The sequence below is a fragment of the Micromonospora sp. LOL_013 genome, assembly GCF_048060315.1.
In the GTDB taxonomy this organism is placed as follows: Bacteria; Actinomycetota; Actinomycetes; order Mycobacteriales; family Micromonosporaceae; genus Micromonospora_E.
In genome coordinates this window covers 300,401-318,414 of the sequence record NZ_JBHMIQ010000001.1, presented here as the reverse complement: position 1 = coordinate 318,414, position 18,014 = coordinate 300,401, and the positions used below count along the sequence as shown (strand labels likewise).

Sequence of the window (18,014 nt, the reverse complement as noted above, 5' to 3'; positions counted from 1 at the left end):
AGGTCGGACACGGTGCGGGATCGGCCAGCCACAGTACCGACCAGGCTAGCCGGTGCCCGCCTTGTAGCCCACGCCCCGAACGGTGAGGATGATTTCGGGTCGCTCCGGATCCGGCTCGATCTTGGCGCGCAACCGCTGCACGTGCACGTTCACCAGCCGGGTGTCGGCCGCGTGCCGGTAACCCCAGACCTGCTCCAGTAGCACCTCACGGGTGAACACCTGGCGCGGCTTACGGGCCAGCGCGACCAGCAGGTCGAACTCCAACGGTGTCAGCTTCACCTCCGCACCGTCGCGGCTGACGGTGTGCGCCGGCACGTCGATGGTGATCTGGTTCCCCGGTGGCCCGATGGTGAGCAGTTCGGGCGCGACGTCCTCGCCCCGGCGCAGCCGGGCCCGCATCCGGGCGACCAGCTCCTTGGGCTTGAACGGCTTCACCACGTAGTCGTCGGCGCCGGACTCCAGGCCGAGCACGACGTCGACGGTGTCGCTCTTGGCGGTGAGCATGACGATCGGGATGCCCGATTCGGAGCGGATCGCCCGGCAGACGTCGATCCCGCTCATCCCGGGCAGCATCAGGTCGAGCAGGACGATGTCCGGCCGATTGTCCCGGAAAGCGGCGAGCGCCCGCTCACCGTCGGCAACGAACGACGGCAGGAAGCCCTCGCTGCGCAGCACGATACCCATCATCTCCGCCAGGGCGGGATCGTCATCGACAACCAGCACGCGGGCTCTCATGTGACCAATATTCCATCCCGGTTCCATCGGCGGGGCACCGCCACCGGCCGGACCGGTCACAGCACTGCGGCACGGTCATGACATCCCCGCCCGGTCACGACATTCCGGACATCGCGCCGCCCTACAGCGGCTGACGGCGATCCGCGTGCCACGATGGTAGGCCAGCGTCCCGTCCGAACCATCGGCCACCTCGTCACCAGGAGTCCGCGTGGATCACGCCGGCCTGCCCGACGTGCTGCCGCTGCGCCCGCTCACCACGGGCGAATTGCTGGACGCAGCCGTTGGTCTGCTCCGCGGCCACGCACCCGTCCTGTTGACCGTCGGCGCCGTACTCGCTCTCGGTGAGCAACTGCTGCTGCTCCCACTGCGCGAGGCGGCCGGAACCACCGCCCCCGGATACCTGCCGAGCTGGAACCGGCTCGGCCTCTACTGGCTGCTGCTCGCCGCCGGGGCGGCCCTCGAAGCGACGGCGATCGCCATGCTCGGCGGCCTCACCTCGCGGGCGGCCGGAGGGGCGCTGTCCGGTCGGCACATCACCGGGGCCCGGCTGCTCGACCCGCGCGGCGGCCGGTTCGCCGCGGTCGTGCTGGTCGCCTGGGCGGCCGGGACCATCATGTTCGCCGCCGCGCTCGCCGGACCGGTCTGGTTCATCGGGTACGCGGTCCTCGGGCTGGCGGTCCCGGCCGTGGTGCTGGACCGGGTGCCGGTCTGGCAGTCGCTGGCCCGGTCCGCCGCGCTCGCCACCCGCGCCGGGCTGCGCGCCGGGCTGATCCGCGTCCTGGGCTACCTGATCTGGTTCGTCATCCGCGCCGGCCTGGCGATCGGCGCGGTGAACCTGGTCGACCGGGACGCGGCGTGGCTCGCCGTCGCGACCGTCGCCGGCTGGACACTTCTCAACGCGGTCGGCTACCCGGCACTCGCCTGCCTGGACGCCGTCCTGCACGTGGAGACGCGGATGCGCACCGAAGGACTGGACATCCGCCTACGGCGGGCGTCGATCCCGACGGCCGCCTCCCGGGCCGCAGCGTCGGTGAGACCGGACGCCGGTTTACCGGTGGCCGGCAGGTGATCACGACCGTGAGCCGCTGGTGGACCGAGTTCGTCGCCGCCGTCGGCGACGTCGTCCCGCTGCCCCTTGCCACAGTGCTGCTGATGGCCGGCGCCGCGTTGGCCGCCCTCGGATGGTTCCACTGGCCCCGCTGGTGGCCACGGCGCCGGCCCGGTCCATGGGGCTGGCCGGCACCACCCGGCCTGCCCCGCTGGCTGGCCGCGCTCGATCCACGCCGCTGGCGCCGCCGGCGGGCGGCGGCCGCCGACGGCCGCCCCGGTGGTTCGCCGGTGCCGCCGCCCCGGTCGACCGACGTTCCGGCCGCACTCGCCGACCGGTACGCCGACCAGGGCCGGTACGCCGAGGCAATCCGGGAACGGCTGCGCGCGATGGTCGTGGAGATCGCCGACCACGGGGTGCTCACCGACCGCCCCAGCTGGACCGTCACCGAACTCGCCGATGTGGCCGGGCGGGCCGAGCCGGCCGCCCACCCCGTGCTGACCGAGGCCGGCGGCATCTTCAGCGACGTGTGGTACGGCGAACAGCCGGCACTGCCCGGCCACGACCGGCGGATGCGCGAACTCGCCGGCCAGCTGCGTCACGCACTCGACCAGGACCGTCGGCCCGCCGGCCAGCGACCGGGCCGGCGACGGTGACCCGGCCCGGTGCTCGCCGCCAAGGGCTGCCACGGCGGCGGCGGTGGCTGCGGATCGCGATCCCGTTCACGGTGGTCGGCGTCCTGCTCGTCGGCACCGCCGTGGCGTACCAGCTGACCCACCCGGACCCGACCCGGCCCGGCTTCCTCTCCCCGACCAACCACGGCCCGGACGGCGGCAGCGACCTCGCCGCCGCGTTGCGCGACGACGGCATCACCGTCCACTCCGTTGACGGGACCGTCGACGCGATCCGCGCCGCGCTGACCGGACCCACCACGCTGTTCGTTCCCGCACCCACCCTGGTTCATCGGGACTACCTGCAGGCGCTCGGTCGGATGCCGGCCGGGACCCGGGTGCTGCTGGTCGACCCGCCGGCCCGGCTGCTACGTGGCGAGCCGCTGCCGGTCGAGCGCCGCACCCGGCGCTGGGCGGCCCAGGTCGACGATCCGGACCACGACGACCGGCGGTGCGCACTGCCCGAGGTGGCCGACACCGGACCGGCGGCGGCCGTACGGCAGCGTTACGCTGCCCCGCCCGGAATCGACCCGGACCGGTTCGACCTGTGCTTCGATGCCGGCCTGGCCCGGCTCGACTGGGGGCAGGCCGAGCTGGTGGTGGTCGGGGCGAGCGACCCGTTCCGCAACGACCGGTTCGACGAGCACCGCAACGCTCGGTTCGCCGCCCAACTGCTCGGCACCCGTGCGCAGGTGGTCTGGCTCGACCTCGCCCGCCCGGACACCCCACCGGAACCCGGGGAGCCGGTGCAGCAGCCGTCGATCCACCTCGGCGAGGACGACCCCGGCGCCGGCCCGCAGGTCAGCGCCCAGCCGACCGGGCAACCACACGGACCGGTGGCCAGCGAGGTCCGGCCACCGCAGGACACCCTGCTGGACGCTTTTCCGCCGTGGTTCTGGGCGTTGCTCGCCCAGCTGGCCGTCGCCGCCCTGGTGCTGGTGCTGTGGCGGGCCCGCCGGTTCGGTCCACCGGTGTCCGAGGCGCTGCCGGTGACGGTTCCGGTTGCCGAGACGATGCTGGGCCGAGGGCAGCTCTACCGGCGGTCCCGGGAACGGGCCCCCACCACGGGTATCCTGCGTACCGCCGCACTGGCCCGGCTTGTCCCGATGCTGGATCTGCCGGATCAACCTCAACCGGCGGACGTCGTGGCGGCGGTCGCCGACCGGACCGGGGCGTCCGCCGAGCAGATCGACGCGTTGCTGTACGGGCCGCCGCCCACCACCGACGGCGACCTGCTGCACCTGGCCCGGCGGCTGGCCGCCCTGCCCACCGAGGTCGCCGATCCGGCCAACCGCATCAACCCGGCAAATGAAGCGGAACGGACACCGTCCGGCGGGCCGGTGGCTCCGGCACCCCGGTCCCCATCCGCGATCGAAGGAGAACCCTGGTGACCCGACCCAGCGTGACCGCCGACATCGACGCCGACCTCGCCGGCCACGACGCCGCCCGCGACGCGCTGCGCCGGCTGCGAGCCGAGGTCGCCAAGGCCGTGGTCGGGCAGGACGCCGTGGTCACCGGTCTGGTCATCGCGCTGCTCTGCCGCGGGCACGTGCTGCTGGAAGGCGTCCCCGGCGTCGCCAAGACCCTGCTGGTACGCGCGTTCGCCGCAGCGCTGGATCTGGACGCCAAGCGGGTGCAGTTCACCCCGGACCTGATGCCGGGCGACGTCACCGGGTCACTCATCTTCGATCCACGAAGTGCCGCGTTCACCTTCCGGGAAGGCCCGGTCTTCACCAACCTGCTACTCGCCGACGAAATCAACCGGACACCACCGAAGACGCAGTCGGCCCTGCTCGAGGTGATGGAGGAGCATCAGGTCTCGGTGGAAGGGGTCCGCCGGCCGCTGCCGGCACCGTTCATCGTGGCCGCCACCCAGAACCCGATCGAGTACGAGGGCACCTACCCGTTGCCGGAGGCACAACTCGACCGATTCCTGCTCAAGTTGTCCGTACCGCTGCCCACCCGGAACGAGGAACTGGGCGTGCTGCGGGCCCACCACGCTGGCTTCGATCCGGCGGACCTGGCCGCCGCCGGGGTGCGCCCGGTCGCCGGGGCGGCCGACCTGGCCGCAGCCCGCCGGGCAATCGGGCAGGTACGGGTCAGCGAAGAGGTGTTCGGCTACATCGTGGACCTGTGCCGGGCCACCCGGACGGCTCCCGCGCTGGCGCTCGGTGCCTCACCGCGGGGCACCACCGCGCTGCTCAACACAGCCAAGGCGTGGGGGTGGCTGGCCGGCCGCGACTACGTCACACCGGACGATGTGAAGGCGGTCACCCGGGCCACCCTGCGGCACCGGATCCGGCTCCGGCCGGAGGCGGAGTTGGAGGGGGTCACCGAGGACGCCGTACTCGAATCGGTGCTCGGCGCCGTCCCGACGCCACGGTGACCGGGCCTGACGGCGCGGTGACCGGGCTGGTGGCGCCGCCGGCCGGGGCCGGACAGCCGCCGTGCTGACCTGGCGGGCGGCGGTGCTGCTCGGGGCCGGCGCGGTGACCCTGCCGTGGTGGCCGCGGCCATGGCTGGGTTTGGTGATCGTCACCGGATCGGTGGCCCTGTTCGCGCTGATCGACCTGGCGTGGGCCGCCCCGCTGAGCGCCCTGGAGCTGCGCCGCGACGGCGACCGGACCAGTTGGTTCGGCACTACGGCGACAGTGACGTTGCGGCTGCGCAACGGCTCCCGACGGCGGCTGCGGGCCGAGGTCCGCGACGCCTGGACCCCGTCGGCCGGCGCCGCCCCCGCCGAGAGCGCCGGCACCGATCCAGCCGATCGCGCCGGCACCGCCACTTACCCCGCCGGCACCGTCGGCGGTGGACCCATCTGGCGGGTACGGCTGGCACCGGGAGCTACCGCCGCACTACCCGCCGCACTCAGCCCGACCCGTCGCGGCGACCGCCGCGCCGTCGAGGTGACCGTCCGGTCCACCGGCCCACTCGGGCTGGCGTTCCGGCAACGACGCCGACGGCCGGCCACCCCGCAGTGGACGCTGCGGGTGCTGCCCCGCTTCGACTCCCGGCGGCTGTTGCCGGAGAAACTGGCCCGGCTGCGGGTGATCGACGGCATGCGGGCGGCCCGGGGACGGGGGCAGGGCACCGAGTTCGACAACCTGCGCGAGTACGTGGTCGGCGACGACGTACGGTCGATCGACTGGCGAGCCAGCGCCCGGCGCTCCGACGTACTGGTCCGGACCTGGCGTCCGGAGCGGGACCGGCGGGTGGTGTTCGTCCTGGACACCGGGCGCACGTCGGCGGTCCGCGTCGGCGACCAGCCCCGGCTGGACGTGGCGATCGACGCCGCGCTGCTGCTGGCCACGCTGGCACACCGGGCCGGCGACCGGTTCGACCTGCTGGCGGTGGACACGAAGGTCCGAGCCCGGATCTGGGGCGCAAGCCGACAGACCCTGCTGCCCCGGTTGGTCGCCGAACTGGCGGTGCTGCAACCGACGCTGGTGGAAACGGACCACGAACTGATGGTCGGTGAGCTGCTCCGCCGGGAGACTCGCCGGTCCCTGGTGGTGCTCTGCACCGCACTGGAGCCGGCGGCGCTCGGCGACGGACTGCTGCCGGTGCTGCCCCGACTCGTCGCCCGGCACCAGGTGGTGGTGGCCGCGGTCGGGGATCCGGCGGTGCCGGCCGTCGTCAACGGGCCGGTGCGCGACGTCGCCGACGCATACCTGGCCGCCTCCGCAGCACAGACCACGGCCGAGCGGGACCGGGTCGGTGGTGCGCTGCGTCGGCACGGCGTCCCGGTGCTGGACGCGGCCGCGCCGGGATTCGCCGGCCGGCTCGCCGACCTCTACCTTCAGCTGAAACTGCTCGGCCGGCTCTGAACCGGGTCGGCGGGGCGCCGGGCCGGATCAGCGGGGCGCCGGGAGCCGAGGATGAGGACGTAGCCGAGGAAAGCGAGCCAGGCGGCGACCCCGATGGCGACCCGCAGCCAGGTCGGCAGCGGTGCCGGGGTGACGAAGGCCTCGATCAGCCCAGCCACCGCGAACAGCAACACCAGCCCGAGCGCCACCAGTACGCCGGAGAGCCCGGCCTCGGCGACCGCCCGGCCCCGGGTCAGGTGCGCCGGCGGCGCGATCCACGCCCCGCCGATCCGCAGCCCCACGCCGGCAGCGATGAAGACGCCGGTCAATTCCAGCAGACCGTGCGGCGTGACCAGCCCGAAGAAGACATCGGCCCGGTCGTACGAGATCATCACCCCACCGGTGACCCCGAGGTTCAGCGCGTTCACCCAGAGTAGGTAGAGCACCGGGGCCACCAGTATGCCGGCGGCCAGGCACTGCGCGGCGAGCCAGGCGTTGTGCGCCCACAACTGGGCGGCGAAGTTCGGTGCCGCGTACCGGGTGTAGTAGCCGGCGAAGCTCGACTCGGCGAGCTCAGCGGCGGCCTGGTCACCGATCAGCAGCCGGGCGCTGTCCGGATTGCCGGCCACCCACCACATCAGAAAGCCGGTGAGCGTGCAGAAGGCGACGGCCACCGCCGCCCACCAGGGCGCCGCCTGGAACACCGCCCGGGGGAACCCGACGCTGAAGAACCGGCCTACCCGGGCCCAGGAGAATCCCCGACCCCGGGTGAGCCGAGCGCGGGCCGCCAGCACCAGCCGGGACAGCCGGGCGACCAGCGCCGGGTCCGGCGAGCGGCTGCGGACCGCCGACAGGTGGGTGGCGGTCCGCTGGTAGAGCGCGACCAGCTCGTCCACCTCGGCGACGGTTAGTCGCCGGGCACGCACGAGCTGTTCCAGTCGTCGCCACTGGGGCTCGTGCTCCGCCACGTACGCGTCGAGGTCCACGGTCACCTCCCGTCCCATAGTGTTCACTGGCAGGGTGGCCATGCAGACAACCGGGGGCGGCAGGCTGGTCAGCGGCGAAGCTGTCGAGGTGGAGGTACGGCTGGCCCGGCTCGGCTCGCGGCTGCTGGCCCTGCTCGTCGACCTCGTCGTGCAGGCGCTGATCGCGGTGGTGCTGGCGGTCCTGGCCGGGCTGCTGCTCGCATCGATGCGCGCGTCCATCGAGGTCGACGAGGCGCTCGGGCAGGCCCTACTCACGGTCGGCGCCGTCGTGGTGCTCGTCGGCTACCCGGTGCTGTGCGAGACGTTGAACGCCGGCCGTACCGTCGGCAAACTGGCGGTCGGCATCCGGGTGGTACGCGACGACGGCAGCCCGCCACGTTTCCGGCACTCGCTGACCCGTGCCCTGGTCGGCGTGGCCGCCGAGTGGCCCGGTCTGCTGCTGCCGCCGCTCACCTGGCTGGCCAGCCTGGTGACCTTGGCAATCAACCGGGACGGCAAACGCCTCGGCGACCTGGCCGCCGGCACGGTCGTGGTGCACGATCGGGCCCCGGCGGCCTGGGGGTGGGTGCCGGACATGCCGCCGGTGCTCGCCGGTTGGGCCCGTACCCTCGATCTGAGCCGTCTCGACGACGACCTCGCGCTGGACGTACGGCATCTGCTCGCCCGGGGGCACGGATTCGCCGAACCAACCCGCTCCGACCTGGTCCGGTTGGTGACCGAACAGGTCGCGGCGGTGGTCACTCCCCCGCCGCCGGCCGGTGTTCCGGACTGGGCCTACCTGGCGGCGGTTCTCGCCGAACGCCGTCGCCGGTCGGCGCAGCGGCTGGCCCGGACCAGGGCGGTGACCGCCGCGCTCTGGCCGGAACTCGCTGCGGTGAGTCCGGCGCGCACAAGCGCCCCGCGTCCGACGGCGCCGGTCCGGGCCGCTGCGCCAGAGTCGGTCGCGCCGACGCAGCGGGATGGACCGGACTGGCCACGCGGCAGCTGGCCGCGGCCACCGTGGCTGGGCCCGACGGCGGAGCAGCCGGACTGGACCGGGGTGCGCCGTCCACCGGTCGCCAGCACGCTGCGCACTGCCGGCGCACGATCCGACCGAGAGCGGCCGCCCGGATCCGCACTGTCGTGAACCGGCTTACGACTGGCCAGGTGTGGCAGCATCGGTGCCGTGAAGGCATTCCTCCCGTGGTTGGTCGTCCTTGCCCTGGTGATCCTGTTGAACGCGGTCGGGTTGCGCCCATTGGCCACTGCGCTGGCCCTCGGTTGGCTGGCGTACTGCATCTGGACCTGGGTCCGACCGGGCAGCCGCTCCCAGGGTTGACCTCGCCGGCACGCCACGAGTCGGTAATTTCCGGATTAGCTTGACAGCCTGACTACTCGCTGCGAGTCTATGGCTACGTCGCGTCACGATGATCGTCACGCTGACGCGCGGGGGAACCAAACCGGGGGGATGCGCGGGGCGGCTGTCGGTGAGCGGAGCGGACGCTCACCCGGCCGCCCCGCGTGCTTGTCCGCCAGCAGCCGGCTAGTCGATCGACGGATCGACCGAGGCGACGAAGGCCGTCCCAGTGCCGGAGACCGCCAATGGCGTCCCGCCGGCCGGCCCCACCGCCGCCTGCCCGGCCCGGACCGACACCGCCGCCACATCGTCGTCGACGGTGACCTCACCGGCGACACAGAGCACCACCCGGGGGCCTTCGACCGGCACCGACACCCGCCGCACGTCAGTGTCGAGCACAACCCGGTGCAGCACGAACTCGGCGACCGGCACCGGCCAGGTGACCACCCCGGAAGCGACCCGCTGGATGCGTACCACCGGGTCGTCGAGCACCTCGAAGCGCAACACCCGCAGCAGCTCCGCGACGTCGACATGCTTGGGGGTCAACCCACCGCGCAGCACGTTGTCACTGGCCGCCATGACCTCCACGCCGGCACCCCGCAGGTACGCGTGCAGGTTGCCGGCCGGCATCCAGATCGCCTCTCCTGGAGCCAGGGTGACCTGGTTGAGCAGCAACGCCACCAGCACCCCGGGGTCGGCCGGATAGTGCCCGGCCAGCCGGCGCAGCAGCGCCGCGTCGGCGGCGTACCGCGTCGGCAGCCGGTCGGCGCCCGCCACCGCCGCCGCGACCAGAGCCGGCCGTTGCGGCCCCGGCCATCGCAGCAACCGCTCCATCGCCTCCGGCAGCCCGCCCGGTCCGACCCGCAACGCCTTGATCACCGGCTCCATCTCGTCGACGCCCAACTCCGCCAGCACCTCGGCGGATTGCTGCGGTGCCCGGAAGCCGCAGAGCGCATCGAACTCGCTGAGCGCCACCAACAGCTCCGGCTTGTGGTGCGGGTCGACGTAGTTGCGCCCCGCCGAGGTGGACGGCAGCTTCGACTGCGCGGCGTACCCGGCGCGGGCCTGCGCCGCGTCCGGATGCGCCTGCAACGACAGCGGTGTCTCGGCGGCCAGCACCTTCATCAGGTACGGCAGCCGCCCGTCGAACCGGGTCGCAGTCGGCGCGCCCAGCCAGCCCACCGGATCCTGGTCGATCAGCTCCGGCAGCCCGACCAGCGCCCCGCCCCGCCGCACCTCGGACGGCGCGCCGGGGTGGGCACCCAGCCAGAGCTCCGCCTCCGGCCCGGGTGCCGGAGCCGGGCGCCCCTGCAGCTGCGCGATGACGGTCCGCGACCCCCAGGCGTAGTCCCGGATCCGGCCGGTCAACAGTTCCACGACGCCCGCCTCAGGTGGTGGAGAGTTCCTTCATCTCGCTCACCGCCGGCACCGCCATCGGGTCCAGATGGTGCGCCAACGCCAGGTAGACGGAGGCGAAGTCGGGGACCGAGATCAACGAGGCGAGCCGTTCCAGCGCCGAACCGCCCTCCGCGGTGATCACGTCGCACCGCACACCGCGCCGGTCCGCCAGGGTCTGCACCGCCTCGGCCCGGCGCTCCTCGACCACGAAGGGTTCGTCGGCGTCGTCCTCCGGGTTCAGCCCACCGTCGCGCAGCAGCACCAGACGCAGCCGGGTCGGCGACTCGGACTGGTCATCGTCGTCGTCCGGGTCGGCAAAAATGTCCCGGGTCGACTCCCCCAGGCCGCCGAAGACCCCGTCGAGCAGCCCTACCCGACCCCGGCCGGCCTCGCCGAGCGCCCCGGTGACCACCGGGTAGCGGGCGTTCGTGGACAGCGTGTCGCCGAACCGGCGGGCGGCGACCGACGCCACCGGCGACGAGCCCCAGACGATCGGCACCGAGCCGGCCAGCCCGAGAGCGAGGGCCTTCGCCGGGTTGACGAACGACTCGGCGGCCGGGCGGCACCGCTCGGCGTCGGCGTCCAGCCGGGCCGCCGTCTCCGCCAGATCCGCCTCGTTGACCTTGACCAGGCCCAACGCCCGCGCGGCCAGCAGCACCGGCACGGTCAACGCCCAGAGGCTGGCCCGGGCCGGAGCGCGCCGTGGCACCGGGACGAACGGGGCGCGTACCCCTTCGGCGACCGACTGCAGCTGCGAGTCGGGCGGCCCGACGGCGACCAGTCGGGCACCGCGCCGGGCCGCGGCCTGAGCCGCACCCAGCGCCTCCGGGCTGCGCCCCGAGGCGCTGACCGCGATGACCACGTCGGCCGCGCCGACCCAGCCGGGCACACCGGCGCTGCGGTGCGGAATCACCGGTACGGGACAGCGCGGGCCGGCCACAGTGGCCAGCACGTCACCGGTCCGCCCGGCGGTACCGATACCGGCGATGACCACCGCCCGGGGCCGCCCCTCGTCGGTGAGCACCCCGAGGTTTGCCTCGGCGGCCAGCGCCGCCGACTCGCGCACCTGGGCACCGGCCGACGCGGTGAACCGCAGCATGCCGCCGGGATCGGTCGAGTTGAGCCCGTCCACGTCGTCGAGCAACGCCTCGTCGGCGACCCGTCGACCCACCACCCCGGACGTGCCGTCGATCGGAACCGCCATCAGCCGGCCTCGCCGGGCCGGCGGGCCTCATCCAGCAGCAGCACCGGAATCCCGTCCCGCACCTCGAAGACCCGCGAGCACTCCGGACAGGTGAGGGTCGACGCGGCAGCGTCGTAGGTCAACGGCGTGTGGTGCGTGTCCGGGCAGGCGAGGATCTCCAGCAGCTGCGAATCCAGGGCCATCGGATGGCTCCTTCCACGTGTCTCGCCGACGGACCCCGTCCCGGGGTGCGCCTTCCGGTGAAGATCCTAGCCGCGAACCAGCGCGAGCACCCCGTCGCGCAGTTCGGCCATCCGCTCGACGGTCGGTGCCTCCACGTTGAGCCGCAGCAACGGCTCGGTGTTCGAGGCACGGATGTTGATCCAGGCACCGTCGTCGAAGCGGACGGTCAGCCCGTCCAGCTCGTCGGTGTCGGCGTCGGCGTACGCCGCCTTGATCTCGGCAAGCTTGGCCTGCTGATCGGTGACCGTCGAGTTGATCTCACCGGAGGCGACGTACCGCTCGAACTCGTGGGCCAGCTCGGACAGCGGCTTGTCCTGCTCGCCGAGCGCAGCCAGCATGTGCATCGCGGCCAGCATTCCGGTGTCGGCGAACCAGAAGTCCCGGAAGTAGTAGTGCGCCGAGTGCTCACCGCCGAAGACCGCGTTGGTCCGGGCCATCTCGGCCTTGATGAACGAGTGGCCGACCCGGGAGCGCACCGGCTCGCCGCCGTTCTCCCGGACGATCTCCGGCACCGCGCTGGAGGTGATCAGGTTGTGGATGACCGTCTCGCCGGGGTGTTTGGCCAGCTCCCGGGTGGCGACCAGGGCGGTGATCGCCGACGGCGAGACCGGCTCGCCACGCTCGTCGACGACGAAGCAGCGGTCGGCGTCGCCGTCGAACGCCAGCCCCAGGTCGGCGTTGTGCTCCCGGACCGCCTTCTGCAGGTCGACGATGTTTTCCGGGTTGAGCGGATTCGCCTCGTGGTTCGGGAACGAGCCGTCCAGCTCGAAGTACATCGGCAGGATCTCCAGCGGCAGGGCCGGCAGCACCGTGTCACCGAGCACCGCCGGCACCGTGTAGCCGCCCATCCCGTTACCGGCGTCGACGACCACCTTGAGCCGCCGGATCGCGGACAGGTCGACCAGGGTACGCAGATGCGCGGCGTAGTCGGCGAGCAGTTCACGCCGCTCGACCTGGTCTCCGCCGGACGGCACCTCGCCGCTGTCGATCAACGCCTGGGCCCGGTCCCGGATGTCGGTCAGCCCGGAGTCCTGGCCGATCGGCGCGGCACCGGCCCGGCACATCTTGATGCCGTTGTACTGGGCCGGGTTGTGGCTGGCGGTGAACATCGCACCGGGCAACTCCAGCGCGCCGGAGGCGTAGTAGAGCAGGTCGGTGGAGGCCAGCCCGGCGTGCAGCACCTCGGCCCCGGCGGCGGTGGCCCCGGCGGCGAACGCGTCGGCCAGCGGCGGCGACGACTCACGCATGTCGTGGGCGATGACGATCCGGTCGGCCTTGTCGCCGCGCTCGGCCAGGACCTGCACGAACGCGGTGCCGATGGCCCGGGCCACGGTCTCGTTCAGCTGGTCTGGAGTGGTGCCACGGACGTCGTAGGCCTTGACGATTTTGGACAAGTCAGACAAGGTCTCGCTCCTCAGCCGTGCCGATGCCAACACGAGTGAGGGTAACGGAGCGGTGCGCAACGCCTTCGGTCAAGGCTGACGGTCCATCCTCCGGCCGTACGATGTTCACCCTCCGGCCGGGTACGCCGCTGCCGCGAGCGCCCAGCCGCTGGTCAGCGCCGGATCCGGGGCAACAGCATGGTCGCCCCACCGTCCCCAGCGCTCCCACCGGGACCACCCGTACCGACGGGGGCCGACCGGGCCGGGCGCAGCCTGCGGATCAGCAGCACCAGCAGGGCGATGCCGACAGCGACCATGCCGACCCCGGCGGCCATCACACCGGTGCCGACATCGGAACCGTCGTCACCGCCCGGCCCACCGGCGGTACCGGCCGCGGCGAGCAGATCCTGGTCCGACAGTACGGCCGGCGCGTCGCTCGGCTCGGCGGTCGCGCCGTCGACCGTCGGTTCCGGGGTCGGTTCCGCACTTGGCGACGGGGTCGGCGGACCCGGCTGGTAGGTGCCGGCGAGCCGGCCGCCGACCTGTTTGGCCCCGGCTTCCCGGCCGAGCAGGACCCCACCGGCCGTGTACGCCTCACCGACGATGTGCGCGACTCCGGCGGGCGCACCGGCCCGGAACGCCATCCGGTAGCGGACCGAGCGGCTCTTGCCCTTGCACAGCTCGTCCTCCTCCGGCGCGGTGTGCTCGGTCAGCAACAGCCCGTCGCCGTTGTCCCACAGCGGCACGGTCACCCAGTCGTCGTCGATCCGGGCCTGCAGGCCGACCTGGTCGGGAGTGACACCGGGCAGCCGGATCGCCAGCGCGGTACGCACCGCCACGCACCCGTCGGTGCGTTTGGTCACCTTCACGGTCACCCCACCGGCCTTCTCGCCGACCGCGAACTTGCTCGGCAGATCAATCCGCACCCGCTCGTCCTGACCGTACGCGGGGGCCGCGGCGAGTGCCGCTGTGCCGACGGTCAGTGCGAGCACCGTCGCCAGTCGAGCCGCGCCACGCCGTACCGACATCTCCGCCTCGCCTCCCACGTCGCCGGCACCCGCGCTTCGGACGCCACCGCGCGACAGGCTACCGCGCTCCGGCTACGCGGCCGGACCGCGCAGCGCGCCGCCCCGGACATCGGCGACGAACCGCCCGAAGTCCGTAGCGGTGAAGGCGAGCACCGGGCTGGCCGGGTCCTTGGAGTCCCGTACGCCGACGGTCCCGCCGACGACGGCGACCTCGACGCAGCTGCCGTTGCCGCCGCTGTAGCTGCTCTTGCGCCAGCCCGCCCCGGTGAAATCTGCTGTGGACATGCGGTGCTCCTTGTCAGCGACGCGTCAGATCAGCCCGTCGGCGACCTCGGCGATGAACGCCCGGGAGTCGTCGCAGCCGAGCGCATCCGCCCGCAGGTCGTCGAAGACCAGGTTATACCGGGCGACGCCGGCCGGCTTCTCCACGTAGAGGTCGCCGGCCTCGTTCTCGACGTAGGCCACGTCGGCGTCGGCGGTCTCCGGGAAGGTCAGCACGGTGAACGGCCCGGTGATGCAGGCTGAGGCACCACGTGCGAACGGCAGGACCTGCAGCCGTACGGTCGACAAAGTGGACAGCTCGACCAGGTGACGCAGCTGCCGGCGCATCAACTCCGGCCCACCGACCAACCGGCGCAGCACCGCCTCGTCGAGGACCGCCCAGAGCCGCACCGGGTCGGTGTCGCGGGTCAGCACCCGCTGCCGGGCCATCCGGACGCCGACCTTCTCCTCGATGGTCTCGGCGCTGTGGCCGGGCAGAGTCTTGCGGATGACCGTCCGGGCGTACTCCTCGGTCTGCACCAAGCCGGGCAGCACGGACGGCTCGAACCAGCGCAGCTCGGCGGCGTCGTTCTCCAGCGCGATCAGCGTGGAGTATTCCCAGGTGAGACGTTCGCTGTACTCCTGCCACCAGCCGGTCTCCTGCGCCTGGCGGGCCAGGGCGACCAGCCGCTGCCGCTCGGGGCCCTCGATGCCGTAGACATCGAGCAGCTCGTGGACGGTGCCGGGCGAGATCCTGACCCGGGCCGTCTCGATCCGGCTGATCCGGGCGGTCGAGCAGCGCAACTCGGTGGCGACCTGCTCGGCGAGCAGGCCGGATGTCTCCCGCAGGGCGCGCAGCTCGCGACCGAGCTGCCGGCGTCGCACCGTCGGCGGCGATCCGACGACCATCAGGCACCTCCTTGACATCGATGCATGGACACCAGTCTCGCTCACCTCAAGCACGAAGTCAGCTACCAGTAGTTCAGATAGTGCTACTCAATGCACTTGCATGACTGATGACCACACAACACGATGACATCACCACACGTCACTGCGTACCGAATCGAGGACGACTGTGAGCGACCAGACCCGCACGGCAACCACCGCGATCCGTCTGGAGGCGGTCCTGCTCGACCGGGCACCGAAGGTGTTCGCCCTGTGCCGCTTCGACGACGACTACGACGAGTTGCCCGACGCGGACGAAGCGGTCGACACCGGCGGAGCGGTCGACGACGTCGTCGGCTGGGCGTTCGCCATGCCGGACGGCAAGGTGCTGATCGTGCACAGCGACGGCAGCCGCGACGGAATGACCTGGTGCAACGACATCGAGTCGGCGAGTCGGTTCTGGGCACCGCTGATCGGTGCCGACCTGCTGGCCGTCGCCTAACCTGCGAGGTGACAGGTCAGAGGTCGAGTCCGGTGAGGACCATCACCCGGGGATCGGTGTAGTCGTCCATCGCGCTGCGGACTCCTTCGCGGCCCACACCGCTGCCCTTGACCCCGCCGTACGGCATCTGGTCGGCCCGGTACGACGGCACGTCACCGACGATCACCCCGCCGACGGCGAGCGTGCGGTGCGCGGTGAACGCGGTCTGCAGGTTGTGGGTGAACACGCCGGCCTGCAGCCCGTACGCCGAGTCATTGACCGCCGCGAACCCGGCGTCGTCGTTCTCCACCCGGTCCACGACGAGCACCGGGCCGAAGACCTCCTCGGTGAGCACCTTCGCGCCGGCCGGCACCCCGGTCAGCACCGTCGGCGGGTACGTCGCGCCGTCGCGCCGGCCGCCGACCTCGATCGTCGCCCCGGCGGCCACCGCCTCGTCCACCCAGGACTCGACGCGTATCGCGGCGTCCTCGTTGATCAGCGGCCCGACGTCGGTCGCCTCGTCGGCCGGGTCACCGGCCCGCAGCGCCTGTACGGCGGCGACGAGCCGGGGCAGGAAGCCGTCGTAGAGCCATTCGTGCACGTACACCCGTTGCACCGCGATGCAGCTCTGCCCGGCCTGGTAGTTGGCGAAGGTGGCGATCCGCTGTGCCGCCCGGGTCAGCTCCTCGTCGCCGGTCCAGTCCTCGCAGATCACCGCGGCGGCGTTACCGCCCAGCTCCAAAGTGACGTGCTTGTCCGGCACTGAGCGACGGATCAGCGCGCCGACCGGTCCGGAGCCGGTGAACGACACCACCGGCAGGCGTGGGTCCGCGACCAGGTCGCCGGCCCGGTCGTTCGGCACCGGCAGGACCGAGACCATCCCGGCGGGCAAGCCGGTGCCTGATCCACTGCCCGGCGCGGCGGCCGGATCGGCCGGCTCGGTGACCTCGGCGATCAGTTCGCCGAGCAGCAGCGCGGTCAGCGGGGTCGCCGGGGCCGGCTTGACGATGATCGGGGCGCCGACCGCGATCGCCGGGGCGACCTTGTGCGCCACCAGGTTCAGCGGAAAATTGAACGGCGAGATGCCCAGCACCGGCCCGCGCGGCACCCGGCGGACCACCGCCATTCGGCCGGCGGCGGCCGGGTCGGTGTCCAGGCGCTGCAGGTCGCCGGAGAACCGGCGGGCCTCCTCCGCCGCCCAGCGGAACGTGGAGACGGCGCGGGCCACCTCGGCGCGCGCCCACTTGACCGGTTTGCCGTTCTCGGCGGTGATCAGCCGGGCGATCTCGTCGGCCCGCTGCGCGAGCCGGGCACTGATGTGGTCCAGTGCGGCCGCCCGGCGGTACGCGGGCAGCGCGGCGGCCTGCGGTGCGACCCGGTGCGCGGCGGCGACCGCCTGCTCGACCTGGTCGGGCGTGGCGTAGCTGGTTTGCCCGACGAGCCGCCCGTCGTACGGGTGGTGCACGGCCAGTGGCGCGTCACCGTGCGCCGGCTCGCCGGCCAGCCAGAACGGCGTACGCGGGGTCGGGTCGGGGTGATCCATCCGGCCAGCCTAAAGCCAGTGACCGAGGCACTCGATGGCCTTGACAACGTACAACCGATCGGTTGTATATTGGTCCCGTGATCGAGGAGAGCGCGGACCGGACGGACGCCATGTTCCACGCGCTCGCCGACCGCACCCGGCGCGACATCCTGCGCCGGGTGCTGGCCGGGGAGCACTCCGTCTCCACCCTCGCCGCCAAGTACGACATGAGCTTCGCCGCCGTACAGAAACACGTCACCGTGCTGGAGAAGGCTGGTCTGCTGACCAAGCGACGCAGTGGTCGCGAGCAACTGGCCAGCGGCGACGTGCAGGCGGTGCGTTCGGTGGCAGCCATGCTCGCCGAGCTCGAACACATCTGGCGTGGCCGCATCGCACGCATCGACGCGCTGATTGCAGCTGATCCGGATGGGTAGTCAACGATTCCGACGGAAGGACCGAACAATGCCCGTGACCGACGTCCAGCAGGACCTTGACAACCTGACCCTGACCATCACGGCGGACTTCGCCGCTCCGGTGGCGCGGGTCTGGCAGGTCTACGCCGACCCTCGCCAACTGGAGAAGGTGTGGGGACCGCCGACGTACCCGGCGACCGTGGTCGACCACGACCTCACGCCCGGCGGACGCATGACCTACTTCATGACCGGCCCGCAGGGCGACAAGCATGCCGGGTACTGGCTGCTTACCGCCGTGGACGAGCCGACGAGCTTTTCCTTCGACGACGGCTTCGCGGACCTGGACTTCAAGCCACTGTCGGAGTTGCCGGCCTCCCGCAACACCTACACCTTCGCCGAGCACAACGGCGGCACCCGGGCGACCTACGTCAGCAGATATGAGTCCGCCGAGGCGCTGCAACAGGTGCTGGACATGGGCGTGGTGGAGGGCTCCACCTCGGCGATCAACCAGATCGACGAGCTGCTCGCCCCCACTCCTTGATCAAAAGCGCTGCTGCGAGAAGCGCTCCGATTCCAGCATCCACGGCAATCCAACCGGTGGTCTACTTCCACGCTGGACTATCAGTCAGTGTCGTT

20 protein-coding genes are annotated in these 18,014 nt (G+C 72.3%); 10 read left to right on the top strand and 10 right to left on the bottom strand.

What is annotated here, in order from left to right:
• Nucleotides 1-45: 45 nt before the first annotated feature.
• Nucleotides 46-735, bottom strand: a complete 690-nt coding sequence (mtrA, locus tag ACFHWS_RS01565) for an MtrAB system response regulator MtrA (RefSeq protein WP_281551702.1) — start codon at nucleotides 733-735, stop codon at nucleotides 46-48.
• 208 nt (nucleotides 736-943) lie between these two features.
• Here mtrA and ACFHWS_RS01560 point away from each other — a divergent pair, with 208 nt between their 5' ends.
• From ACFHWS_RS01560 to ACFHWS_RS01540, 5 genes are all read left to right on the top strand, one after another.
• The gene (locus tag ACFHWS_RS01560) at nucleotides 944-1,804 is read left to right on the top strand and encodes a hypothetical protein (protein WP_416556091.1); all 861 of its coding nucleotides are present in this window, start codon (nucleotides 944-946) and stop codon (nucleotides 1,802-1,804) included.
• Complete coding sequence (locus ACFHWS_RS01555; RefSeq protein WP_416556090.1) at nucleotides 1,801-2,439, top strand: DUF4129 domain-containing protein; 639 nt, start codon at nucleotides 1,801-1,803, stop codon at nucleotides 2,437-2,439. The genes ACFHWS_RS01560 and ACFHWS_RS01555 overlap by 4 nt, the downstream gene beginning before the upstream one ends.
• Nucleotides 2,436-3,845, top strand: coding sequence for a DUF4350 domain-containing protein (locus ACFHWS_RS01550; protein WP_416556089.1), 1,410 nt, complete (start codon nucleotides 2,436-2,438; stop codon nucleotides 3,843-3,845). The genes ACFHWS_RS01555 and ACFHWS_RS01550 overlap by 4 nt, the downstream gene beginning before the upstream one ends.
• Nucleotides 3,839-4,840 carry an AAA family ATPase gene (locus tag ACFHWS_RS01545; RefSeq protein WP_416556115.1) on the top strand — a complete coding sequence of 334 codons (1,002 nt, stop codon included), beginning with the start codon at nucleotides 3,839-3,841 and terminating at the stop codon, nucleotides 4,838-4,840. Before ACFHWS_RS01550 ends, ACFHWS_RS01545 begins: the two co-directional genes overlap by 7 nt.
• A 64-nt stretch (nucleotides 4,841-4,904) precedes the next feature.
• Nucleotides 4,905-6,281, top strand: a complete 1,377-nt coding sequence (locus ACFHWS_RS01540) for a DUF58 domain-containing protein (protein ID WP_416556114.1) — start codon at nucleotides 4,905-4,907, stop codon at nucleotides 6,279-6,281.
• Here ACFHWS_RS01540 and ACFHWS_RS01535 read toward each other — a convergent pair.
• The gene (locus ACFHWS_RS01535) at nucleotides 6,254-7,264 is read right to left on the bottom strand and encodes a stage II sporulation protein M (RefSeq protein ID WP_416567504.1); all 1,011 of its coding nucleotides are present in this window, start codon (nucleotides 7,262-7,264) and stop codon (nucleotides 6,254-6,256) included. The genes ACFHWS_RS01540 and ACFHWS_RS01535 overlap by 28 nt on opposite strands.
• 22 nt (nucleotides 7,265-7,286) lie before the next feature.
• Here ACFHWS_RS01535 and ACFHWS_RS01530 point away from each other — a divergent pair, with 22 nt between their 5' ends.
• Nucleotides 7,287-8,372 carry an RDD family protein gene (locus tag ACFHWS_RS01530; RefSeq protein ID WP_416556113.1) on the top strand — a complete coding sequence of 362 codons (1,086 nt, stop codon included), beginning with the start codon at nucleotides 7,287-7,289 and terminating at the stop codon, nucleotides 8,370-8,372.
• Between the two features lie 39 nt (nucleotides 8,373-8,411).
• Nucleotides 8,412-8,564 (top strand): hypothetical protein, encoded by a 153-nt coding sequence (locus tag ACFHWS_RS01525; RefSeq protein WP_278173964.1) that lies wholly within the window; start codon nucleotides 8,412-8,414, stop codon nucleotides 8,562-8,564.
• Nucleotides 8,565-8,768: 204 nt separating this feature from the next.
• Here the strand turns inward: ACFHWS_RS01525 and manA are convergent, their stop codons facing one another.
• The 7 genes from manA to ACFHWS_RS01490 all read right to left on the bottom strand — a co-directional run bounded on the left by manA (nucleotide 8,769) and on the right by ACFHWS_RS01490 (nucleotide 14,986).
• Nucleotides 8,769-9,959 (bottom strand): mannose-6-phosphate isomerase, class I, encoded by a 1,191-nt coding sequence (gene manA / locus ACFHWS_RS01520; RefSeq protein ID WP_416556086.1) that lies wholly within the window; start codon nucleotides 9,957-9,959, stop codon nucleotides 8,769-8,771.
• 10 nt (nucleotides 9,960-9,969) lie between these two features.
• Nucleotides 9,970-11,184 (bottom strand): SIS domain-containing protein, encoded by a 1,215-nt coding sequence (locus ACFHWS_RS01515; protein ID WP_416556084.1) that lies wholly within the window; start codon nucleotides 11,182-11,184, stop codon nucleotides 9,970-9,972.
• Nucleotides 11,184-11,366, bottom strand: a complete 183-nt coding sequence (locus ACFHWS_RS01510; protein ID WP_416556083.1) for a Trm112 family protein — start codon at nucleotides 11,364-11,366, stop codon at nucleotides 11,184-11,186. Before ACFHWS_RS01510 ends, ACFHWS_RS01515 begins: the two co-directional genes overlap by 1 nt.
• A gap of 66 nt (nucleotides 11,367-11,432) precedes the next feature.
• Nucleotides 11,433-12,809 (bottom strand): phosphomannomutase/phosphoglucomutase, encoded by a 1,377-nt coding sequence (locus ACFHWS_RS01505; RefSeq protein WP_416567465.1) that lies wholly within the window; start codon nucleotides 12,807-12,809, stop codon nucleotides 11,433-11,435.
• 152 nt (nucleotides 12,810-12,961) lie between these two features.
• On the bottom strand, nucleotides 12,962-13,834 hold the full coding sequence (locus tag ACFHWS_RS01500) for a hypothetical protein (protein WP_416556079.1): 873 nt from the start codon (nucleotides 13,832-13,834) through the stop codon (nucleotides 12,962-12,964).
• Between the two features lie 54 nt (nucleotides 13,835-13,888).
• On the bottom strand, nucleotides 13,889-14,101 hold the full coding sequence (locus tag ACFHWS_RS01495) for a DUF397 domain-containing protein (protein WP_416567464.1): 213 nt from the start codon (nucleotides 14,099-14,101) through the stop codon (nucleotides 13,889-13,891).
• 24 nt (nucleotides 14,102-14,125) lie between these two features.
• Complete coding sequence (locus ACFHWS_RS01490; protein ID WP_416556077.1) at nucleotides 14,126-14,986, bottom strand: helix-turn-helix domain-containing protein; 861 nt, start codon at nucleotides 14,984-14,986, stop codon at nucleotides 14,126-14,128.
• 166 nt (nucleotides 14,987-15,152) lie between these two features.
• On the opposite strand from ACFHWS_RS01490, the gene ACFHWS_RS01485 reads away from it, so the two are divergent.
• Nucleotides 15,153-15,464 (top strand): hypothetical protein, encoded by a 312-nt coding sequence (locus ACFHWS_RS01485; protein WP_416567463.1) that lies wholly within the window; start codon nucleotides 15,153-15,155, stop codon nucleotides 15,462-15,464.
• 16 nt (nucleotides 15,465-15,480) lie between these two features.
• On the opposite strand, the gene ACFHWS_RS01480 is transcribed toward ACFHWS_RS01485, so the two are convergent.
• The gene (locus tag ACFHWS_RS01480) at nucleotides 15,481-16,986 is read right to left on the bottom strand and encodes an aldehyde dehydrogenase family protein (RefSeq protein ID WP_416567462.1); all 1,506 of its coding nucleotides are present in this window, start codon (nucleotides 16,984-16,986) and stop codon (nucleotides 15,481-15,483) included.
• A 77-nt stretch (nucleotides 16,987-17,063) separates the two neighbouring features.
• On the opposite strand from ACFHWS_RS01480, the gene ACFHWS_RS01475 reads away from it, so the two are divergent.
• Complete coding sequence (locus ACFHWS_RS01475; RefSeq protein WP_416567461.1) at nucleotides 17,064-17,399, top strand: ArsR/SmtB family transcription factor; 336 nt, start codon at nucleotides 17,064-17,066, stop codon at nucleotides 17,397-17,399.
• Nucleotides 17,400-17,427: 28 nt separating this feature from the next.
• The gene (locus ACFHWS_RS01470) at nucleotides 17,428-17,919 is read left to right on the top strand and encodes an SRPBCC family protein (protein WP_416567460.1); all 492 of its coding nucleotides are present in this window, start codon (nucleotides 17,428-17,430) and stop codon (nucleotides 17,917-17,919) included.
• Nucleotides 17,920-18,014 lie beyond the last annotated feature (95 nt).